Genomic DNA, 21,763 nt, shown 5'->3' with positions numbered 1-21,763 from the left:
GCGATATTGTAGCTCATAAAAACCAATAGGAATCCCTACAATGATAAAGAAGATACTAGCTGGAGCCATAGCTCTTGCGCTTGTCGGATGTGTTAATACCGAAAATGAACAATCTAAAAATGCAACATTGGCACAGTCTGTAAAATACCCAATCACTAAAACGGGCACTGTTGTAGACAGTTATTTTGGTACTCAAGTGGCAGATCCATATCGCTGGTTAGAAGACGATAAAAGCGCAGAAACCGCTGCATGGGTAAAAGCACAAAACGAGACCACCCAAGCATATTTATCGCAAATTCCGTATCGTAAAGATATCGAAAAGCGCCTCACTGAACTACTTGATTACGAACGTGTTTCTCAACCGTTTAAGCACGGCAACTATACCTATTTTTACAAAAATGATGGGTTACAAAACCAAAGTGTTTTGTACCGCCAAAAAGAAGGTGGAGAGGCTGAGGTATTTTTAGACCCAAATACCATGAGTGACGATGGTACAACATCACTTGCAGGATTAAGTTTTAGTAAAGACGCTTCATTAGTGGCTTATCAAATTTCCGAAGGTGGGAGTGACTGGCGTAAAGTAATTGTGCTAAACGCCGAGACTAAAGAGCAGGTCGGTGAAACGCTAGTCGACGTGAAGTTTAGTGGTATCTCTTGGTTTGGTAATGAAGGTTTTTACTACTCAAGCTATGATAAACCTAAGGGCAGCGAACTTTCTGCAAAAACTGACCAACATAAAGTGTATTACCACAAGATTGGCACACCTCAAGATCAAGACAAGGTCATTTTTGGTGCTACTGATGCGCAAAAACACCGTTATGTTTATGGTGGTGTGACAGACGATAAAAAATACTTGGTGATCTCTGCTGCGGTATCAACATCTGGTAATAAGCTATTTATTCGTGACTTAAGCAAACCAAATAGTGACTGGGTAACGATTTTAGACCATACCAACTCTGATACCAGCGTGATCCACAGTGAAGGCGACACATTGTTCCTAAGCACTAACTTAGATGCGCCGAACCGTCGTATCGTTAAAGTCAATGCGAAACAGCCACAACCAGAAAACTGGCAAGATGTGATCCCAGAAACCGACAATGTACTATCGGTATCTACGGGCTCTGGTTACCTATTTGCGACTTACATCAAAGATGCAATTTCATTGGTAAAACAATACGACTTCACAGGTAAATTGATCCGTGACATTACCCTTCCAGGCGTAGGCACAGCGAGCGGGTTTAGCGGTGAGGAAGAAGACGAGGTACTTTATTACTCATTCACTAATTACAAAACGCCAAGATCTATCTTTGCTTTCAATGCAAAGTCTGGCACCAGCGAATTATACAGCTCAGATAAAGTAGATTTTGATTCAGATGCTTACGTATCAAAACAAGTTTTCTACACCTCAAAAGACGGTACCCGCGTACCGATGATCATCACCCATAAAAAAGGGTTGAAATTGGATGGTAACAACCCAACTCTGTTGTACGGTTATGGTGGATTTAATGTCAGTCTTAAGCCTTACTTTAGCCCTACACGTGCAGCTTGGTTGGAACTGGGTGGGGTTTATGCTGTAGCAAACTTACGTGGCGGCGGTGAGTATGGCAAAAAATGGCACAAAGCAGGTACTCAAATGCAGAAACAAAACGTCTTTGATGACTTTATTGCTGCAGGCGAATATTTAGTATCTGAAAACTATACTTCAAGTGAAAAACTCGCGATTAACGGCGGTTCGAACGGTGGCTTATTAGTAGGCGCAACGATGTTGCAACGCCCAGACTTATTCAAAGTGGCTGTACCTGCGGTTGGGGTACTTGATATGCTGCGTTACCACACGTTTACTGCAGGAGCTGGCTGGGCTTACGACTACGGTACAGCAGAAGACAACAAAGAGATGTTTGAATATCTGAAAAGTTATTCACCAGTACATAACGTGAAAGCTGGCGTAAATTATCCAGCAACCATGATCACAACAGGTGATCATGACGACCGCGTAGTACCTGCGCACTCTTACAAGTTCGCAGCTGAGCTACAAAGCAAACACACCGGTGCTAATCCGACGCTTATTCGTATCGAAACCAATGCTGGACACGGCGCAGGTACACCAATAAGCAAGACGATTGAGCAGTATGCCGATATTTATGGCTTTACGCTTTACAATATGGGAATTAAATCTCTTTAGGCATAAGCCAAACTTCAAAAGCCATCTGTACAAGCAGATGGCTTTATACCAATTAGTCTTAATACTTGCTCAATTTGAAGGAACAAATCTGACGCTAACTGCGTTAAAAATTTCTCATTTAGAACAACTAAATAGCAAAATTTTCGCCTAGTTATCGACAAGATTTTCTCGCCTCAAAATAGATCACTTAATTAAGCTAATTGGTATTACTCAATAAGGACGTATCTATGATCAGTTGCCAACAATATGATTATATCGAACTTACGTGCCTTAAACGCCTGGCGGTAACTATTGAGATGAAAGATGGTGAAGTTGTGCGTGGCAGCTGCGAAAACACGGCCATAGTCGACGCTCAGGAGTGTTTATTTTTAGAACAAGAAAGCCAAACTGCAACTACGGTGCTTACAGCAATTGCCAGTATCTCTGTCGATACCGACAACCCCTATTTTACTACATTAAGATTTTAGTGATAACGCCATAAAGACACTTAGCGGGTTGTCACGATACATACCAAAACGTTCACATCGCTCAAATCCCAAACTCTCATAAAGACTTATCGCATTGGCTTGCTTAGAGCCTGTTTCCAGCCGAATAAGAGGGATCTGCGCTTCACCCGCGTAGTGAAGCAAAATTTGCATAATACGTTTAGAAAGCCCTTTACCTCGATAGCTAGGTTTCACGTATAGGCGTTTAATTTCACCGTATAAGGTTTTATCAAACTGCTTTACAATTGCACCACACGCCACAATCCCCTCTTCATTTTGTAAGCCAACGGCATACACGTTAGGTTGATTGATTTCTTCTATTGATAAAGACTGTGCGCTCGCGATTGGATATAAGCTGTTCATAAGCTTATCGATTTCAGAAAACACCGCGACTACTTGTGGGTCATCTGACTTTAACTGAATTAATTGCATACCTGCCTCTGAGAAGTAAAGCCAATTTGTCCTGCGTCCATAAACTGAGCAATATTATTACTATTCTGGCCGACGTCAAACTATACCGAGTTAGAAATAATAAGCAAATTATAGAGGTAAGATGATAGGCTGAATGCCTACGGAAACTTTATGATGATACTAGTCCAATAAAATAACCATCTGTTTTTAATAAATAAAAATTAGTAAACCCGAACTGTTACAAAGTGTAAGGTGAAGAGGTGAATTAGATATTTCAAGGTAACTAAGAATTTTTCATTCTTATTCTGTCGGGCGAACATCATGCTTTATCGCGCCATTCTTATGTATTGTTACTTTGATTTCTACAGGCTCTTTGCTCTTGCTTGGAAAGCTCAGTAAAGTCAGTAACAACAACACGCCTGTTAGCACGACAATAAGAGGGATAGAGGTATGCGAACTTGTATGTGATGCTCTATGGGGCATAAACAAACCTACTCAAATGAATCTGTCTTCCCTCAGAACCAATCCTTTTTAACCAAAAACCAATATAGCACTTAGTTAAATATAATTACTTTTTATCACACCTATGCATTTAGTGCTATATCACTTAAAAAAAACATCAAAAAGTATTAATTTAATCGTTTACCAATGACGTTGCTGTTCATTCACTTGACACCTATCCGACTGGCGGACCCCAACCAAAGTTATTAGCTTGCAGCTTGAAGGCTGAACTGTTTATTCACTAGGCTTTGGTAAAGCGAAGAGTGTTGCATCAAATACTGATGATCTCCCTGTGACTCAATCTCACCTTTGTTAATGACGATAATATTATCAGCATCCATAACCGTACTGAGTCGATGTGCGGCGATAATTGTAGTACGACCTTTTTTTGCATTTTTCAGGGCAATTTGAATGGCAGCTTCACTTTGTGAATCAAGGCTTGCCGTTGCTTCATCCAACAGCAGCAATGCTGGATCTTTTAATAGTGCTCGCGCTAATGCTACTCGTTGTCTTTGCCCGCCAGACAGAGTAATGCCACGTTCACCAATTTGAGTATTCAATCCATCAGATAGTGTCGCGATGAACTCAGCTAAATCGGCCGAGGCAATGGCATGCTGTAATTGTTCATCGTCTATTGTCTCATAAGCACCGTAGAGCAAGTTTTCATATAAGGTGCCGCACAACAGCGGGCTCTCTTGCGCAGCGTAACCAATTTGCGCTCTTAAATTGGCTCGGTCTAGCTCTTCAACATTAAGCCCAGCAATTTCAATGCAACCACGCTGCGCCTGATAAAAACCCTGCAACAAAGCAAAGAGTGTAGACTTACCAACTCCTGATGGCCCAACAATAGCGGTCTTTTTTCCACTTAAGAATTCACAGCTCAAGCTTTTAAAAACCGGTTTATCATCAGCATAACTAAAAGATAAATTGCGAACATAAATTGACTTATCAGTCAGGCTAATCATATGACCACTGTCATTTTGTGGTGTCGCTGCTAAGATCTCATTAATACGAACGGCAGCTCCTTTTGCTTTATTAAAGGCGGCTACGACCATGCTTAACTGCCCCATCGGCAACACAATGTTCAGTAAAAACATAATAAACGCTACAAAAGCGCCTAGCGTCATCGCACTGTTGGCAACCCTTGATGCGCCAAATCCTAGTACCAACACTATCGAAGCCATGATCACTAAATTCACCAATGCGCCCATGGTAGCTAAAAGTGTATGTTCTGACATTGCGGTTTTATAGAGTGACTTCAATTCATTATTATTCTTTTTAGCTTCTATTTTCTCTGCACCTTGTGCTCTTAGTAAGCGGATATTGGCAAACAGTTCGGTTAACCTTCCAAGCATAGAGGCTTCAGTATCTTGTAATGACTTAGACAGATCCGTCAGCCTGACAGAAAACGGTAAGATAATCAGAAAACTAACCATAACTGCACTGAGCATCACGAGTGTCATTTGCCAGTCTAAAAACCATAGAATAATAAAAGAACCAAATAATGAAACCACGCCAGATATAAAAGATACAGACTGCTCGCTCACGAGGTTTTCAATAATTTCAGTGTCTTTTACGATACGATTCGCGGGTTCCCCAGCCCTTGTATTATCAAAGAAGGAAACAGGCAAACGAATGAGGTGCTGAAAAAGGTCTCCGCGTAATTTAAGCTTTTGCTCATTGCCAATTTTACCCATGATATAAGTCATCAACCCTGTTAGCACAGCGGAAAGTACTAATACCATGATTAATATGACTACCTGTTCATTTGAAAAATGACCTTTTTCTCCGAGTTCTTCCAGCAATCTTTTTGTTTGCAATGGCACCAACAAACCTAAAATACTAGAAATAAGCGTAAAAAAAACCAGAATTGATAGTAATAGGCGGCTTGGCCGCGTGCGCCTGACTAGCTGTATTAAAGATGATGTATTGCTCATAATTATGATGTCCCCGTTGAATAGATAACACAATAATTGACCATATTTTAAATTTAGTCAATTTAAACCTGACCTATTGGTCATTTTTAAATTGACTGTATACTGCAATGTGAACAGGAGGAGCTATGTCTGATAAGCGGAAATTAATACTGGCATGCGCGGAGCAGTTACTTTTAGCTGAGGGCGATAGTGCCTTTAGCATGCAAACCATCGCCAATAAAGTGGGCATTTCGAAAGGTGCTATTTACCTACACTTTAAGTCAAAAGACGAACTACTATTAGCCGTTTTTGAGCGTCAAACAGCGGATCTGCTGGATAAAATAAGAGCAATACTAGAAAGTGATAAATTGACTCCAATTGCCAAGCTAAAACAACAAATCCGCTTCCAGCACGAAGATTTACAGCAGTACCAAGCGATGTTTCAGCTCTTATTGCAGGAGGAGTCACTGAGCTTTTCAAATAATTTGATCATGTTCTATCAAGAATTTCGCTTAACGTGGCTTACGCTACAGGAAGGTTTTTTACTTGAAAACTATGGCAAGCAAGTCCGGCCATGGAAAACCGATCTTGCAATGACACTTGATGGCATTATAGCTAACTATCTTTCGCTTCCCGTGATTGAAGGTATTAATTTCGACACTGAAAAGCTGGTTAATTGGGTGGTGTCATGCATGGACTCAATTTGTACAGCGCTACCAAATCAAGCACTGTTGCCGGTGTTAACCGAGCAGGATTTCCCGTCCCAAAAAGAGATCGAAGCCAAAAAACGACAACTCCACGAACAAAAGGTCCAACAAGCTTTTTTACAGCTCCAAGAAAAATCTCAAAAGCTAAAGCTTGCACCACAAAAGCGTGAGATCGTTGACCATACAATCGCTCTGTTGGAAGCTCAACTACAAGGTGAAAGCCCTGATACAGTATTAATCAGGGCACTTCTCGCAGGACTTCGAGACTACAGAGGATTAAATACTGAGCGCCAGCTACTCGCAGAAAGGCTCAATGTAGAGGCGGTGTAAACCACCGAGTAATGTGGTACTCGTACGGTTAGAGGAAAGCAAAATATTGCCTTACACTGCTAACTATTTTTCTTTTAAGAATAAGACTCTCTTAATCAATCCATCGACGACTTCATAGATCGCGATGGCTTTCTACTTTAATTTATATTCCTCACCATCCGCATTAGACAAAACTCTATAACCTCAGTATCTACAATTTACAACCTTTACACATCCCCTTAAACCTCACTAGATTGACCATAAATCCAGCAAGTTAATCATGAACTGCTATATTGTCTTAAGAAGAGATTATGGGGGATACGATGCTAACAGCGCTTAAAGACAGTATGCCAATTTTAATTGTTACATCTGAATGGTATGTCAGTCATACAACCGCCGTTGCGGAAAAACTGTTCGCACCTGTCGATATCGTCATCAATAAACACCTTGAAGACCTATTTATCTTTCCTTTATGCGTGGAAGAACAGCAAAAGACGATTGCTGACGGCTCCTTAGTACAAGTGTCATTACGTACCTCGCCGAATGTACAATTTTTACTGTCATTTTATGATGTCCGCAGCAACGAAATATTTGTACATATTGCCGAGCTCTCTACGTATTATTGTCAAAATCCTTTGGAAGACGAACAAACTCGAATTTTGCGTCACGCCGTGAACAGCGCAAATCTAGGTGTTTGGTGTTACGACCTCCTTAACAAGACGGCGTATTTTTCTCCTAAATTCAAATCATTAATAGGTCTCCCAGCCTCAGCAGAACTTGACTGGGACACCTTAAAAAGCATGATTTACCACGAAGATCAGCCGCTATTTGCCGAGCTACTCGCTCACCATATTGAACAAGGGCTTATGCTGCATTTTGAGTTCCGGCTTGAGGTGAGGGGAACAATTCATTGGTTTGAATTCAAAGGAGAGCAAGTTAAGTATTGTATTCGCACTCACAGTGTTTATGGGATATTGGCTGACTGTACTCACGAAAAAGACATGTTAGTCGCTTTGCATGATGCAGAGGAAAGCAAAGAGCTTGCCATGCAAGCTGGAAAAATAGGCACTTGGCGAGCAATACGAGTGGCGAATCAATGGATCTGGAATTGGGATCATCAGGCCAATGACATCTTTAAGCTTTCGGAAGATGATATTGGTAATTTGCATCTTTGGGAAGAAAGCCTTCACCCTGACGATAAAGTACGGGTTACTCAAGCGCTAGAGACATCACTCAATTCAGGCGAGATCTTTGAGCAGCGATATCGTGGCCTACTCAACGACAAAGATATTGTTGTGGTGTATGCCAAGGGTGTTGTGGGACTTGATGAACAGGGCCAACCGGCACGGATTGATGGTGTTGTTATCGATCAAACCGATGTATATATTGCCCAGAAAAAGCTCCAGCACATTAATCAAGAGTTAGAACAACGCGTCGCAGAGCGCACCGCCGATCTTGAAGCCGCGATTATTAAAGCCGAGCAGGCCAATCGCACTAAATCAGACTTTTTGTCCATGATGAGCCATGAACTCAGAACTCCCATGAATGGCATTATCGGCTCCTTAGATCTCATGGCACTATCAGAGCTTGATGAAGACAACCAAGAACTCTTAGAAACTGCGTCTATTTCAGCCAATAATTTAGTCTCAATATTGAATGACATTTTAGACTTAGCCAAAGTTGAACAAGGGAAAATGGAGCTTGAAAGTTACCCATTTTCCCCTTCTAAAATGCTCAATAACATCATCAAAACCTTCGAAGCCCATGCACGAGACAAATCGGTAAAATTAACAGTGCATGAGGACATAAAATTACCGCTAGAAGTGATTGGCGATGAAAATAGAGTGCGGCAAATTATCTTTAACGTTGTCAGCAATGCCATCAAATTCAGCGTTGCTGAGCGCGAAGGCGGAGCAAAAGTGACCATTAATGTGCACTGGGCATGTGAGGGCGTAGCCTTATCTCACTTGATATTTAAGATAGAAGACAATGGTATTGGCATTGCACCAGAAGTACAAAAGAAACTGTTTACCCCCTTTACACAAGCCGAACGCTCTACCACTAGGAAATACGGTGGTACAGGGTTAGGACTTGCAATATGTGGCAAGCTCATCGACCTAATGGGCGGCAAAGTCGTCTTAAAAAGTAAATCAGGTGAGGGGTCAACATTTACCATCACCATTCCTGTTTGGCGCCCAAGGACGCAACAACAGCCCGACGCTCTCTTTAACACACTCTATTGGTTAAGTGATACCCCTTGGCAAAGCTCATTGGGGCTGACACAGCTGTACAATGCCTGCCCACATTTTTGTAATGAGCTCACTATCATCGAGTCGCCCAGTGAAATCAAAGAGACAGACGATGCTGCACTTATTCGTGTTGTCACGACTCAAGCCGAAGCCTCTACAAAGCAAATACTCTCGCCTATTCCAGAATTAGTATTTCTTGATGAAAAAGCATTTGCCAACTTGAACAGTACAGTGTTAACGACACCAAAACCAATTGCTCCGCAGACTCAATACTCAATAGGTCAACTTTTGAGAAAACTTAAAGCAAGTCAACAAGATGGCGAGGCTGACTTAGGTGAATTAACCGATCTCAGTGAACTAGATGCGCTACTTTCACTTGAGGATAAAGCATCCAGTCCAACCGATGATAAAACGGACACTAATGGTAAGCAGCATATACTCCTTGCCGAGGACAATCCCTTTAACCAAAAACTCATCGTCAAACAGCTTTCTAGACTTGGAGTTTCCTGTGATATTGCCAACAATGGCAAAGAAGCCTTGGCGATGTATAAAAGCCAGCAATATCAGCTTTTGTTGACGGATTGTCATATGCCAGAGATAGATGGCTATGAATTAACTAAGTTAATTCGCGCATTTGAGTCCAGAGAAGAACGAAATGCTATTCCTATTATTGCCGTCACAGGCGCCGCTATGAAAGGGGATAAAGAGCTTTGTTTAGATAGCGGCATGAATGACTATGTTAGCAAACCTGTGCGACTACAAGAGCTTAAAAACACCTTAGGTAAATGGTTAGATATGGACTTTACACAATGAGCAAAACCCTCAATCCTCAGGTGCTTATCGACTTAATCGGTGATGATTTTGCCACGGCGAAAAAGTTTTACACCGACTTTCTAGTGCAATCGAAATCTAGCTGCGCAAAGATTAAAGCGGCTTACCAAACTCGTGCTTTTCAAGCCTTAAAAGACGAAGCGCATTACCTCAAAACCTCCGCCAAAGCAGTGGGTGCGGAGGTATTATCTGAACATCTACAGGCGTTAGAATATTCAGCACTTGATAACAACACCGCTGAGTGTGCCGAAAGAATAAAAGCGATACACCACGAGATCGGCAGCGAGTTTGTTAGAGAATTAAAAGCCTACTTAACTTCTCAGTCGCAAAATTAAAGCGCAATCGACTGCTCAGCAAGCACCGCTTTGAGCCCTGCGCGTTCGAACTTCATAACATCTTCTTGATACTGGTAATGGTAGATCCAAATATTTTTAATGATGTCTTCACGATAGCTCATCAACAACTCATCTAGAGAGCAGTGGCTGGGATTAGTTGCAAGACCGCAGTCATGAAAAATAACCTCACCGTTACTGACGTGGTGATGGAGCAGCTCAGGAATCGCTTTAGTATCACCGCTATAAAACAGGCTCCCTGGGAGATGTAACGAAAAAGCGCTATTGGGCTCATGATGACGAACGGCATAACTATGTATACGTTGCCCACGATGAAGAAAGCTTTCTGAGATTGGAAATAAACGAAAAACCTGCCATAGACCGCAATTCCCTTCGCTTAAGCCGGTGTACGCGAGCATATTACACAACCCAACAACTAGCTCTGCAGGGGCGTATAACGTGACTTGGTGCTGACTCAATGCAGCCTGAAAGTAAAGCTGCTCCAATCCACTAACATGGTCATAATGAAGGTGGGTGATAAACACAGCATCGGGTAATGACGAAAAGTGCTTTTTATAACGCGACACCGTATCAAAACCACAATCTATCAATAACCAAGGTAGGCCTTTATGGGTCAATACACAGGCAGAGCACCCGAGAGTTGCAGCACTGGCGGCACTTCCGACTCCCAAAAAAACAGCAGCATCTGGTTTACAGTGACTGTCAACGAATGATTTCGGATTGACAGCGTGTAGCTCGGTTGTCTTCGTTATGTCTTTCATTGCACAGCCAAAGAAATCAACAAACAATAGCGCCAGACTACATTGTCGGATTTACAGCCATATGACAGTCACATCTGCAAACTTTTGGTTCAGCTCACTATTTGATTTCGCTATTTTGACCACCCTAAAGTTCGCTACCTGCTTAATCTATTGATTTTTTATAACTTCATTCTGGTATAACTATTGCTTAATGGTAACCTTATGTCATCACCACTATGGAAAATAACAACGATGAAAAAGCTCTTCACCAGTTTAGCTGCTCTTAGTCTTTTATCTGGCTGTGTCGTACATATCTCTCCAAGCGCAGCCGCTACCAAAACACTCCATAAATCTCTGCAACTCAACGCTGCAGACATCAGCAAACTTGATGCAAATACCACCTCGGGTAATATCCAGATCATTGGATACGATAACCAACAAGAGATCCAAGTGGAAGCTTCAGTGTTAACCACAGAAGCAGAGAACTACCAACTTACACTGGAAAAATCCGGTGACACCGCCATGTTGGTGGCCGACTCAGATACAAGTTCTGGTGTACAATGGTATCGCAATAATAGCCCTAGAATTGACTTAACCATCACCATGCCAAGCCAACTTGCGCTAACACTTGATGACAGTTCGGGCGATATAGCCATCAAAAGTATCAAAGGTTTTATCAAACTAGATGATGGCTCTGGCAATATAACGTTGGAAGATATTCAAGGTGCTGAAATTGATGACGGCAGTGGCAATATCCATATCACTAACGTCCAGCAACTTGTTATCGACGATGGTTCTGGCGACATAACCATAAAGGGGTTGATCGATACACTCGAGTTGGAGGATGGCTCGGGTAATATTGATGTGACTGGCGGCACAGATATCAAAATAGAAGATGAGTCGGGCGATCTAACCCTTCGCGGTTTTAGCGGCAACGCAGATATCATCGATGGCTCTGGCTCACTGATTATTGAAGGTGGACGCAATATTAAAATCGATGACGAGTCCGGTAATATTCAAGTTCGTCACGCCCAAGGCGATGTCACTATCGTTGATGGTTCGGGCAATACGGATATCGAAGCAGTTAAGGGCCACGTTCAAATAGAAGACGGCGCTGGAAATATCCGTGTGGTAAATGCCGGTTCCTTGACCATTACCGAATCAGGTTCAGGCTCGGTGAAAATAGATAGGATAGCTGGAGCCGTAAAGCTAGATGACTAGCTGAATAACTTTAGTGTGGAGCAATATGCGATTGCTCCACAGTCAGTAAAGTTCAACATTAACTCGACACTATGAGTTAAGTCAGCCCGTCTTCCTGACAGGTTTCGACGCCCATCCATGGGCTACGACTACCTTTCTTTGATACCCAAAGAAAAGATAGCAAAAGAAAGAGCACTCTCTCATCACCCGAAAAACATACTTCTCGGCGGGTGAACCGCCTCCCACAACACTATTTAGACTGTGAGTTAGGAGGCTACGCTGATAGCTTTTGCAATGCTTTAGAGCAGCTTAATCGTAAAAATCGTAGAAGATCTCACAACCAACTTATTCCCCTCCATCACACCCGAAAAGCATAAGCCGATATGCAATGTGCCGACAGAATGTCGGCTAAGTCTTGTCTGGCACAGGGACGTGCCTTACAAGACGGTTGCACTATATCGGCTTAGGGTTTGAGGGTTAAGTGTGATGCTGGGCGACGTTGTCTTGGTTCGCTCGATCGCGTCGTTTCAAAAGAATGAACGAGAAGCGCATGGATGCGCTTTGATACGAGCCATGGAGGGTAAGGCTAATATGTCCTCCTGACTGACTTCGACGCCCATCCATGGGCTACGACTTACTTTTCTTTGATGCCCAAAGAATCGTTGCGCAAAAGAAAAGGCACTCCCAACATCACACTGACTCCTCAAGTAAATTGCCAATATGAACGTCACCGCAGTGTAAGGGCCATCCTTGGTTCACGCATCCATGCGTTGAAATGACGCATTGGCAATTTACTTTCGGGTGTGATGAGGGAGACACAAGGCGCTGATAAGTTCTTGTGGTGCTTGTAAGCGACTTAACTGCTTCAGGAGATAAAATCAGAATTAACAATCAGCGCTACTTTCCTCTCTCCAGCACACCCAATAAGCATTCTAATGCTGAATAAAAAAATCAGTTAAAAATGCTTACCTTTTATGTAACAATAGCGCGCAAATAAAAACCAATCGCAGCACACTAGGAAGTAGTACCGCGTATTGGTGGAACAGCTTTAACCAACAACAGTGGACATAAAAAATGCAAACAAGGATTGTGGTGTATGGTACTAACCATCCTGTACATGTCGTCGATTTTGAACTCACGACCTGTATCAATAGCGGCTTTTTACTCAAAGCGAACCTAGAATCCCAATTTGACCTGGCTGATGAGTTACTCGTCGGCAATATGCTCACGTTTGAAATTGAGTCACCAGATGCAATATCAACGTATTTCACTGGGACTTTGTTTGATATCCAATCTGGTTTTGTGTCTGAGCACACCTGTAGTGCAGAGGTGGTTTTAAAGCCTCGCCTTGAGTTACTTAAGCAAACAGAAAAAAGCCAAATCTTTGTACAAGCCAATGTCCAGACTGTCCTCAATAAGTTGATACAAAAAGCCGGCTATTCACAAGACCGGATAAAATGGCGAGTCACTAAAGACTTACCCACGCTACCGCAGTGCGTACAAGCGCTAGAAAACGACTACACCTTTTTCACCCGACTATTAGCAAAGTACGGCTTAATTTATTGGTTTGAATGCCATGATTTTATTGAGTCGATAGTGATTGCCGAGGGGAATCTTGCAAGCCCGTATATTGAGCGAGGCTTACTGTCGGTGACGGATAAAGATGGTCTGGTTCACGAACATGAAACTGGCTTTGTTGGGTTTACGCAGTGCCAAAGTCGCCATCGTTTTAGAATGGGTGGCTCCCAAGTGCATATGAATGCCCATCCACCAACCTCGGTCAGCTCGGCGCAGCGCAGCTATTTTGAGCCTGCTGCACACAATCCCGCTGAGCAATTTGAGCGCACCGGCAATCTTGAGCTTGCCTATCAACAAGGTAAAAATGAAGTCACGCTGGTAGGGAACGTAGCCGAAGCCAATGCCGGTTATTCGTTTTCGTTAAATGGTAAATTGGGCACAGCGAAAGGTGGCGATTATACCTGTATTCGCAGTAAACAGGTGTATAAGCAAGGCAGTGCTAATGACCCTAAGCAAGTTGCATATCATAGCGAGTCGGTGTGTGTACCACGGGGTGAGCCAATACGTATCGCGCCCCCAGAGCATAGCCCTAAACCGATGGTGTTTACCGCCACAGTGCGCTCGCTGTCAGGGTCAAAGGCCAATCCTCATCTAGATACCCAAGGGCAATATGCCACGCAAGTACATTTTGATAGTCAGGTGACTGAATCAGTAAAGCGCCTCACACAATATGCCTGTCGCGGTCAAAAGCAACCAACGGGATTACACTTTCCACTGCTGCCAGACAGTAATGTGCTCATCGGTTGTATGAACAACGACCCTGACCAAAGTTACCTGTTAGGGTTTGCGCTTAACGACACCCAACCATCGGTTGTTACTAGCGCCAATAACGCCCAAAACGTGTTGTGCTCTCGCGGCCAAAACCTATTGATGTTTGATGACACCCCAAATACCCCGCATATTGTGTTGCAAACCCTAGCGAGCAATCAGTACTTAGTCTTACATGGGGATAAAAAGCAGCCCTATATTCACTGGCTTGCGCAACTTGGTGCGATGAATATTTTTGCGGCCAAAGACATACAACTTGGCAGTGTTAAAAGCGCAATTCGACTACTCACCAATAAAACCTTTATTGCCAGCGCCAAACAACAACTGGCACTGGAGAGTAAAAAGTCGGTGATTATTGATGCAGCAACCAACCTAGACGTCACCGCCAATCAAATTGACGTCAGCGCCAAACAAAATTTGACCCTTAAGGCGGGTCGCAGCCATCGCAGTGTTATCCAAAGTGATATAAACCTCAAGGCAGATAACAACCTTACCATTACCGCTCCCGCGGGAAGTCAAATCATCCAAAGTCAAGGCAATATCGCAGTAAAAGGCAGTGGCTCTGGCAACCTCACCCTTGCCAATGGCGGCAGTGAAATCAGTATTGACTCAAGTGGTAACGTCAACATCTTTGCAGACAAGTTACTGACCTTAAAAGGCAAAGCCATGACCGTGTTTGACGGTAGCATGGAGCAAGATATTGGTGGTAAACAAAGCGCCACGATGCCGAGTGTGCCGCAAATTCAAGCGCTGTCTGAAAATGCTCGACTCTCACTGGCCGCCGATGGCATTGCCACCATGGCGAGTAGTACCATTGAGCTGTCTTATACCTATCAAGATGGCAGCCCAATTATGGGCGCGCCTTATACCATTCGATTTGCAAACGGCACAGAGTTGACTGGTAACTTAGATGACAGCGGTAAAGCAAAAATTGAGAATGCCCCGCCTGGTCAATACACCGTGCAATATGGTGAGGACAAACGCGATTACCTGCCAGAAGATAATCGCCCTAAAAACCCACTGTATGGACAAATCACTCCAGCGCAAGCGGCTGAAATGGTACGCAGCGGCAATACCGCACCACTGATAGAAGCCAATGGCATTGCAACCCAAGCAGGGGATTGGTTGTGGGGCACACTACAAGGCGACTTTAATCAAAACCCCTCCACGTCACAAATCGTGGTAGGTACCTTGATTTCCATGATACCAATTATCGACCAAGTCATGGATTTACGAGATATCACCGCCAATGTCATGCTACTAACTGACGATGATGAAGCCAACGACACCGACGCTTGGCTTGCCTTTACCCTCACCGGTATTGGTTTAGTGCCAGTTGTGGGCTCAGCAGTCAAAGGCGTGGGCAAGGTTATCTTAAAAAATACCGGAGAATCACTCTCCGCTGCGCTTGCCGTTTTACGCAAGCTCGGTAAAGGCGACCCAGTTAAATACCTAAGAGACATCAACTGGCAAGACCTAGGAAAACAATCCGCTACGGAAGTTAAAAACATCGTCAAAGGCCTACGCGATTCACTTGATGACATGTCTACCAGTTGGCACTACGACCTACTACTTCCAGACGCCGCTATCGAAGGCATGCAAGCCACGGTAAAACGCCTAGACGACGTCACCCCCAAAATCGACCAGCATATACAACAAGCCGCCCAAGAAATCGGACAGCGAGTTAATAAAGCACTGGATGAGTATCAAGGCCAATCACCAATTCGAGGCGTCACCGACAAGCCCACCAAAGCCAAAGCCGATGAGTTGGAGCCGCCAAAAGGGAATGAGTTGCCGGGGGCGGCAATAAAACGTATGCCGCAATACAACGTGCCTTGTTTTAAAAAGAATGCCAAAGGAACCGCAGTTGAATATGACCGCCAATTAAAAGGACAAATGGATGGGCTAAATAGCATGACTGTAAAACAGTATCTTGAAAATCGCGATGCTTATAAAAAGATTGGACGAAAAGGAACTGGTAAGGCGCAGAAGGCGGCTAGAGAAAAGTTTAAGAAAAAGTTAATTGACAAATACAAATTAGAGCTCCAAGAAAGTGGAGAGTACTTCGGCGAAGAAGCTGTTAGAAAAGCTGAAGAATTAGCAAAAAGGGACATGAAAACCCTCAATGCTTTACATAACCCTGATATGATTGCAGGGGGGTTAGATGAGGTGGTTGATTTAGGTGACGCTAGTGTTAACCAATCTATTGGCGCGCGATGGAATAAAAAAGGTTTTGATAACTCAGGTAAAAAGACTACGTTAAGTCGTGTTGAGCTAATGGATAATGAGGCAGAGAAAGCACTAAAAGCATTGGGCCCAGATGCAAAATTGAATATGAATCTACATAGGTGCAAATAATGAACAAGTTTTTTGACAATTTTTATAACTTTGGTGGGTTTGGCCCAGCGATAGAAGCGATTCAACCAACAGATGAGCAACTCCAGTATTACCAAGGTATTTTACCTAATAATTTACTAGAGTATTGGAAGGAGTACGGCTTTTGTGGTTGGGGGAGTGGTCGCTTGTGGATGGTCAACCCAAAGGATTATCAAGATATCTTGACTGAATGGTTAAGAGGCACGAAGTTTGAAAAAATGCAAAATGACGGTATAGACAGCTTCCATGTAATTGCACTAGATGCATTCGGTGAGATCTATGTCTGGGGAAAGAATTCAGGGAATAGCATTTCAATAACAAGTAGTTATGGCATGATTTTCCCGACCTTTGATAATGAAAAATATGTTAGTAGAGGTGAAACTAGAAGCCTAGACCTTTTCTTTTCTATAAAAACAACTTCAGAAATTGATTTAGACGATATCAATGATCAGCCTCTTTTTGAACGTGCTGTCGAAAAACTAGGTCCTCTTGAAAATGGAGAGATCTATGGCTTCGTGCCAGCTCTTGCCCTTGGTGGCGAACCTAAGCTTGAGAATCTCCAAAAGGTTAAAGCCACGGAACATTTAGCTTTCCTAGCTGACCTTGGAGAGAAACGTGTTATGGCTGATATCGTTGCGCTATCTAACCAATTACCCCATAACCAATAGCACTTTTTTAAGTCCTTTAAATGCATAGATGTTGTGAGGCTAGGTTCAATCATCCTCCTAGCCTACACTTCTCACCAAATTTCTTTTGCTGCTTTCGTTTACATGTTTAATTAGAGAAACCACGGTAGCTAACTTTCAACTGTTTTGTTGAGATGATATGCAGTGGTAAGACAAAGTCACAAATAGAAGCCCAAGACATACCACAACCATAGTCAAAGTTATCTTAAAAAAATACCGGAGAATCACTCTCCGCTGCGCTTGCAGTACTGCGGCTTTTTACCCAAAGAAAAGTCGGTAAAGGCGACCCAGTTAAATACCTAAGAGACATCAACTGGCAAGACCTAGGAAAACAATCCGCCACGAAAGTTAAAAACATCGTCAAAGGTCTGCGCGATTCACTCGATGATATGTCTACCAGTTGGCACTACGACCTACTACTCCCTGACGCCGCCATCGAAGGCATGCAAGCCACGGTTAAACGCCTAGACGACTTCAACACCACACCAGAAAAGCATAACTTCTCGGCGGGTAAACCGCCTCCCACAACGATATTCGGCTTGTGGTATGAAGAGCAGGTGTGATGTGGGACGAGGTTTTCTTGATTCGCTCAATAACGTCGTTTTGAAGGCATAAACGAGGAGCGCATAAATACCGCTTGAAGATATTTTTGGCTATAACTACAGAAATGCGGTACGGGGAATAACTAGACTAGCTTCCAAGAAAAACCCCCACTGGATACGAGGTTACAGATTTTTCAAACGGAAACGCCAAAGCTATATATCTAATAGAAGATGGTAACATTAAATTGCACACATTATACCCTGAACTAAAGAAGTAAATATACGATGAATAAACTTGAAGATCCTTTAAGAACCATTTTAAAAACTTATTGTCATGTCGAAAGCTATGACCCCAGTATTTTGAGAAGAGCTGTCGGCATTGGAGAAAACTACCCTTATGACTTGATTAAAGTCAGAGCCCAACTTCGGGAGGCTATAGACTTAAATCTTATTTCACTAACAGAGTATGAAGAATTAACAGACGAAGATTTTGACTCCATAGAGGACCTTCATGAATGGCTAGAGGAGCTCTATTCAGAGTTATTGTAAAAGTTAGCGAGTGAAATTCTTCTTAGCAGGCTTTACCGACCACGGTTTCTAAAGGCCTGTAGAGCTAATGTCTAGCTTTACAACCCTTCTCATAGCCACTAGCACAAAACACTAGACATAACTGAAGCGGTAAAACCAGCCAGAGCACTAACCAAATGATGTGGGGATCCGAGCTAATAGGTCGGTTTCTCCCATATCAATACCAATCTGGCTGAGTAATGTCGTTATTTGCCCTCTATGGTGTGTCTGATGATTAAATAAATGATGCACTAAAAAACCAAACTTGCGAGAAAAGGTTTTACCTTGTGTGTTTTTGTAGTGTAAATCGGCTGCAAGCGCCTCCTCAGTGACTTCATTCGCAAATTCAATAATCACCCTATCCATTTCCGCCCTTGCCTGTCTCAACGCTGCAAAATCTTCATACAGCATCGCATCAAGTTTTGTCGGCAGCGGCATCGTTGCAACAGCGTTCAGTGCTTCAACATGATGGCTATGCTCTGTATAGCGCTTAAGCCAAATAATATCGGCAACAAGAATATGGTTTAATGACCCCATAATAGATCCAAAAAAAGCCCCTCGATCTTGGTGTAATTCCGTGGCGTTCAATCCCGAAACAGCTTCAAATAATCTTTCGTTCATCCAGCGATTGTAATCCGCCATTAATTCAAAATTTGCTTTCATCTAAATATTCCCTGCTCTTATAAAAATTGACTAATCTCAACTTAGCGGCATTGGCTAGGTTAAAAAATACAAATACTTGAAGTCGAAAACAATCAATTTTATTGAACACTTTAACCTTAACTATCAATTATACAAATCAAAATGCGCACGGCATAATGGCTACATCAACTTAAGAAGGAAAGCAAAATGTTAAAGAATATTGAAGGTCAACGCGTACCACAGGTTACATTCCCAATTAGAGAAAATGAAGAGTGGAAGCACGTCACCACCGATGAAATTTTTAAAGGTAAAACTGTAGTTGTATTTTCTTTGCCTGGTGCCTTTACACCAACTTGTTCGTCTACGCACTTACCTCGCTATAACGAGCTTGCTAGCGTATTTAAACAAAATGGTGTCGACGAAATCGCGTGTTTATCCGTTAATGATACGTTTGTAATGAACGCATGGGCACAGTACCAAGAAGCGCAGAATATTACACTACTACCTGACGGTAACGGCGAATTCACTGACGGCATGGGCATGTTAGTTGATAAAAACGATTTAGGTTTTGGCAAACGCAGCTGGCGTTATTCAATGCTGGTAAAAGATGGTGTGATTGACAAAATGTTTATCGAACCAGAAAAGCCTGGCGACCCATTTGAAGTGTCAGACGCTGATACTATGTTGGAGTACATTAACCCGCGCCAAATCAAACCAGAGCCGGTTACCGTTATTAGCAAGATTGGCTGTCCATTCTGTGAAAAAGCCAAAGCCTTGCTAAAAGAAAAAGGACTGGCATATGAAGAGCTAGTACTTGGTCAACAAGCATCGCTAACCAGCCTTAAAGCGCTGTCTGGGCGCGAAACCGTTCCGCAAGTATTTATCGGCGGTAAACACATCGGTGGCTCAGACGATTTAGCTGAATATTTCGCTTAATCACTCATCCCCCACAACATGACTTGGTGAATTTGCTCACCAAGTCAAAATGTTCCCCCTCAACACAACACGATGGCTAATAACTGACTGTCATGGGGGAGTATACCAATTTATCTTAATACTTGCTCAATTTGAAGGAGCAAATCTGACGCTAACTGCGTTAAAAATTTCTCATTTAGAACAACTAAATAGCAAAATTTTTGCCTGGTTATCGACAAGATTTTCTCGCCTCAAATAGACCTCTTAATTAAGTAAATTGGTATTCCACTTTCTGATTTCGGAGCAAAAAATGAAAAAGATAAACACCGATGTAGTCGTGATTGGTGCGGGAACAGCGGGTCTCAGCGCCTATAGAAATGCCAAAAAATATACCTCAGAAGTACTGATGATTGAGTCTGGCGTATACGGCACAACATGCGCACGGGTTGGCTGCATGCCGAGTAAGTTACTGATTGCCGCAGCTGAAGCCGCACACCAAATTGAAGTCGCGCCTAAATTTGGTATTAATGTAAAACCCGCTGAAATTGACGGTAAAGCGGTTATGGCGAGAGTCAAAAGTGAGCGAGATCGTTTCGTTGGCTTTGTCGTCGAAGCTGTCGACGAATTGCCTCTGCAGGATAAACTACGCGGCAGTGCAAAATTTATCGACAGCCATACGCTACAGTTGGACGATCATACCCTGATCACAGCAAAACGTTTTGTTATCGCCACGGGTTCAAGACCTAGCTACCCCGGCGCCTTTAATAATTTTGGCGACCGCTTAGTCATTAACGATAACGTTTTTGACTGGGACGATTTACCTGACTCTGTCGCCGTATTTGGCCCCGGCGTGATTGGCTTAGAACTAGGTCAAGCGCTACACAGACTTGGCGTTAAGGTCAAAGTATTTGGTGTCGGCGGTGGCCTTGGGCCACTCACCGACCCAATCGTCAAAGACTACGCAATCACCGTGTTCAGTGATGAGTTTTACCTCGACACTGATGCCAAAGTATCAGACATGAAACAGGTCGGTGACAAAGCCGAGCTTACCTACATTGACAAACAAGGGAAACCACAAACCGAGCAGTTTGACTATGTGTTGGCAGCTACAGGCCGTGTGCCCAATGTTGATAACCTTGGGCTAGAAAATACCACGCTTGAGCTTGATGACCGAGGCGTACCGCTAGCCGACCCACATACCATGCAATGTCTTGATGGCTCTGGTAACGCCCCTATTTTTATTGCGGGTGATGCCAGTAACCAGATCCCGCTTCTACATGAAGCCGCAGATCAGGGCACAATTGCAGGTGAAAATGCCGGTCGTTACCCGGATGTGAGAGTGGGACTGCGCCGCGCAAAGCTTGCGGCTGTATTTAGCGACCCACAAATTGCTATGGTTGGAGCAAGTTATAAAGAACTGGAAAAGCAATATGGCAATTGCGGCTGCTTCGCCATCGGAGAGGTGAGCTTTGAAAACCAAGGCCGCAGCCGCGTGATGTTAAAAAACAAAGGCCATATGCGAGTCTACGCTGAGCAAGGCTCCGGATTATTCTTAGGCGCCGAATTTGTCGGCCCTGCTGCTGAGCACATGGCGCATTTACTTGCTTGGGCGCTGCAAAGCAAGATGACCGTGCCACAAATGCTCGAAATGCCTTTCTATCACCCAGTGATAGAAGAAGGCTTAAGAACGGCACTGCGGAATCTAAATGCAAACTTGAAGTTTGGCCCAGATATTATCAAGCACTGCTTGGAATGTGGTCCTGGCGCTTAACTTATCTCTGTTCAGGCCTCATTATGAGGCCTGT

The 21,763-nt window shown here is 43.3% G+C and carries 17 protein-coding genes; 12 read left to right on the top strand and 5 right to left on the bottom strand.

The genetic code is table 11. The features are described from left to right. The first annotated feature begins 40 nt into the window (after nt 1-40). Nucleotides 41-2,182, top strand: a complete 2,142-nt coding sequence (locus B1L02_RS21310) for a prolyl oligopeptidase family serine peptidase (RefSeq protein ID WP_088532759.1) — start codon at nt 41-43, stop codon at nt 2,180-2,182. A 227-nt stretch (nt 2,183-2,409) separates the two neighbouring features. Then, the gene (locus tag B1L02_RS21305; RefSeq protein ID WP_088532758.1) at nt 2,410-2,649 is read left to right on the top strand and encodes a Rho-binding antiterminator; all 240 of its coding nucleotides are present in this window, start codon (nt 2,410-2,412) and stop codon (nt 2,647-2,649) included. Here B1L02_RS21305 and B1L02_RS21300 read toward each other — a convergent pair. From B1L02_RS21300 to B1L02_RS21295, 3 genes are all read right to left on the bottom strand, one after another. Next, a complete protein-coding gene (locus B1L02_RS21300) occupies nt 2,638-3,099 on the bottom strand; it encodes a GNAT family N-acetyltransferase (RefSeq protein WP_088532757.1) in 462 nt (153 codons plus the stop codon). The genes B1L02_RS21305 and B1L02_RS21300 overlap by 12 nt on opposite strands. 279 nt (nt 3,100-3,378) lie before the next feature. Then, nucleotides 3,379-3,561: a hypothetical protein gene (locus B1L02_RS23900; protein ID WP_151201446.1), complete on the bottom strand. Its 183-nt coding sequence runs from the start codon at nt 3,559-3,561 to the stop codon at nt 3,379-3,381. A gap of 224 nt (nt 3,562-3,785) precedes the next feature. Continuing rightward, nucleotides 3,786-5,516: an ABC transporter ATP-binding protein gene (locus tag B1L02_RS21295; RefSeq protein WP_088532756.1), complete on the bottom strand. Its 1,731-nt coding sequence runs from the start codon at nt 5,514-5,516 to the stop codon at nt 3,786-3,788. A gap of 125 nt (nt 5,517-5,641) precedes the next feature. Between B1L02_RS21295 and B1L02_RS21290 the strand changes: the two genes are divergently transcribed. From B1L02_RS21290 to B1L02_RS21280, 3 genes are all read left to right on the top strand, one after another. Beyond that, complete coding sequence (locus tag B1L02_RS21290) at nt 5,642-6,532, top strand: TetR/AcrR family transcriptional regulator (protein WP_088532755.1); 891 nt, start codon at nt 5,642-5,644, stop codon at nt 6,530-6,532. 290 nt (nt 6,533-6,822) lie between these two features. After that, entirely contained in the window at nt 6,823-9,573 is a 2,751-nt protein-coding gene (locus B1L02_RS21285; protein WP_223229969.1) for an ATP-binding protein, read from the top strand. Then, nucleotides 9,570-9,926 (top strand): Hpt domain-containing protein, encoded by a 357-nt coding sequence (locus B1L02_RS21280; RefSeq protein ID WP_088532754.1) that lies wholly within the window; start codon nt 9,570-9,572, stop codon nt 9,924-9,926. Before B1L02_RS21285 ends, B1L02_RS21280 begins: the two co-directional genes overlap by 4 nt. Here B1L02_RS21280 and B1L02_RS21275 read toward each other — a convergent pair. Continuing rightward, nucleotides 9,923-10,705: an MBL fold metallo-hydrolase gene (locus B1L02_RS21275; protein WP_088532753.1), complete on the bottom strand. Its 783-nt coding sequence runs from the start codon at nt 10,703-10,705 to the stop codon at nt 9,923-9,925. The genes B1L02_RS21280 and B1L02_RS21275 overlap by 4 nt on opposite strands. 201 nt (nt 10,706-10,906) lie before the next feature. Between B1L02_RS21275 and B1L02_RS21270 the strand changes: the two genes are divergently transcribed. The 5 genes from B1L02_RS21270 to B1L02_RS21240 all read left to right on the top strand — a co-directional run bounded on the left by B1L02_RS21270 (nt 10,907) and on the right by B1L02_RS21240 (nt 18,383). Then, entirely contained in the window at nt 10,907-11,905 is a 999-nt protein-coding gene (locus B1L02_RS21270; protein ID WP_223192172.1) for a hypothetical protein, read from the top strand. Nucleotides 11,906-12,958: 1,053 nt separating this feature from the next. Beyond that, entirely contained in the window at nt 12,959-16,588 is a 3,630-nt protein-coding gene (locus B1L02_RS24780) for a polymorphic toxin type 15 domain-containing protein (RefSeq protein ID WP_223192173.1), read from the top strand. Then, nucleotides 16,588-17,274: a GAD-like domain-containing protein gene (locus B1L02_RS21250; RefSeq protein WP_088532751.1), complete on the top strand. Its 687-nt coding sequence runs from the start codon at nt 16,588-16,590 to the stop codon at nt 17,272-17,274. Before B1L02_RS24780 ends, B1L02_RS21250 begins: the two co-directional genes overlap by 1 nt. A gap of 407 nt (nt 17,275-17,681) precedes the next feature. Next, on the top strand, nt 17,682-17,855 hold the full coding sequence (locus tag B1L02_RS23895; RefSeq protein WP_157757272.1) for a hypothetical protein: 174 nt from the start codon (nt 17,682-17,684) through the stop codon (nt 17,853-17,855). 264 nt (nt 17,856-18,119) lie between these two features. Beyond that, complete coding sequence (locus B1L02_RS21240) at nt 18,120-18,383, top strand: hypothetical protein (protein ID WP_088532750.1); 264 nt, start codon at nt 18,120-18,122, stop codon at nt 18,381-18,383. Between the two features lie 147 nt (nt 18,384-18,530). Here B1L02_RS21240 and B1L02_RS21235 read toward each other — a convergent pair whose 3' ends face one another. Further along, nucleotides 18,531-19,064 (bottom strand): DinB family protein, encoded by a 534-nt coding sequence (locus B1L02_RS21235; RefSeq protein ID WP_088532749.1) that lies wholly within the window; start codon nt 19,062-19,064, stop codon nt 18,531-18,533. Nucleotides 19,065-19,250: 186 nt separating this feature from the next. Between B1L02_RS21235 and B1L02_RS21230 the strand changes: the two genes are divergently transcribed. Together B1L02_RS21230 and B1L02_RS21225 are read left to right on the top strand one after the other, a co-directional pair. Continuing rightward, nucleotides 19,251-19,979 carry a glutathione peroxidase gene (locus B1L02_RS21230; RefSeq protein ID WP_088532748.1) on the top strand — a complete coding sequence of 243 codons (729 nt, stop codon included), beginning with the start codon at nt 19,251-19,253 and terminating at the stop codon, nt 19,977-19,979. Between the two features lie 289 nt (nt 19,980-20,268). Further along, nucleotides 20,269-21,729 carry a dihydrolipoyl dehydrogenase gene (locus B1L02_RS21225; RefSeq protein WP_088532747.1) on the top strand — a complete coding sequence of 487 codons (1,461 nt, stop codon included), beginning with the start codon at nt 20,269-20,271 and terminating at the stop codon, nt 21,727-21,729. Nucleotides 21,730-21,763 lie beyond the last annotated feature (34 nt).

The sequence above is a fragment of the Pseudoalteromonas piscicida genome, assembly GCF_002208135.1.
Classification (GTDB): Bacteria; Pseudomonadota; Gammaproteobacteria; order Enterobacterales; family Alteromonadaceae; genus Pseudoalteromonas; species Pseudoalteromonas piscicida_A.
The sequence above is the reverse complement of the archived record's forward strand: the minus strand, read 5'-3'. Positions and strand labels throughout refer to the sequence as shown.